This is a genomic window from Sutterella massiliensis (assembly GCF_016899755.1).
In the GTDB taxonomy this organism is placed as follows: Bacteria; Pseudomonadota; Gammaproteobacteria; order Burkholderiales; family Burkholderiaceae_F; genus Sutterella; species Sutterella massiliensis.
On sequence record NZ_JACJJC010000549.1, the window covers coordinates 1 to 234 of the forward strand.

Below are 234 nucleotides of genomic sequence, written 5' to 3' on the forward strand. Positions count from 1 at the left end.
CTCCGCTTCGTTGTGAAAATGCCCGTTCCATCAAGCTCTTGAACCAAATAGATTCTTGTTGCCCTAAATGTGGTTTGTTCTTATTACCGGCGCAAAACTTAAGCAACCAATTACGGGCTGATGAGCAGTTTTTGCGCTTCGTTTTCTTGGCGATTGCCGTAATATTGTTGGCAGTGACCTACATTTATTACCTAAATTTTGTATAATCATCATTACTGATGCATAAACTAAATA

1 protein-coding gene is annotated in these 234 nt (G+C 38.9%); it reads left to right on the forward strand.

The genetic code is table 11. From position 1 onward, the window contains the following. Positions 1–206, forward strand: a 206-nt coding sequence (locus tag H6A60_RS13655) for a hypothetical protein (RefSeq protein ID WP_205105421.1), incomplete at its 5' end; no start/stop codon positions are given. Positions 207–234 lie beyond the last annotated feature (28 nt).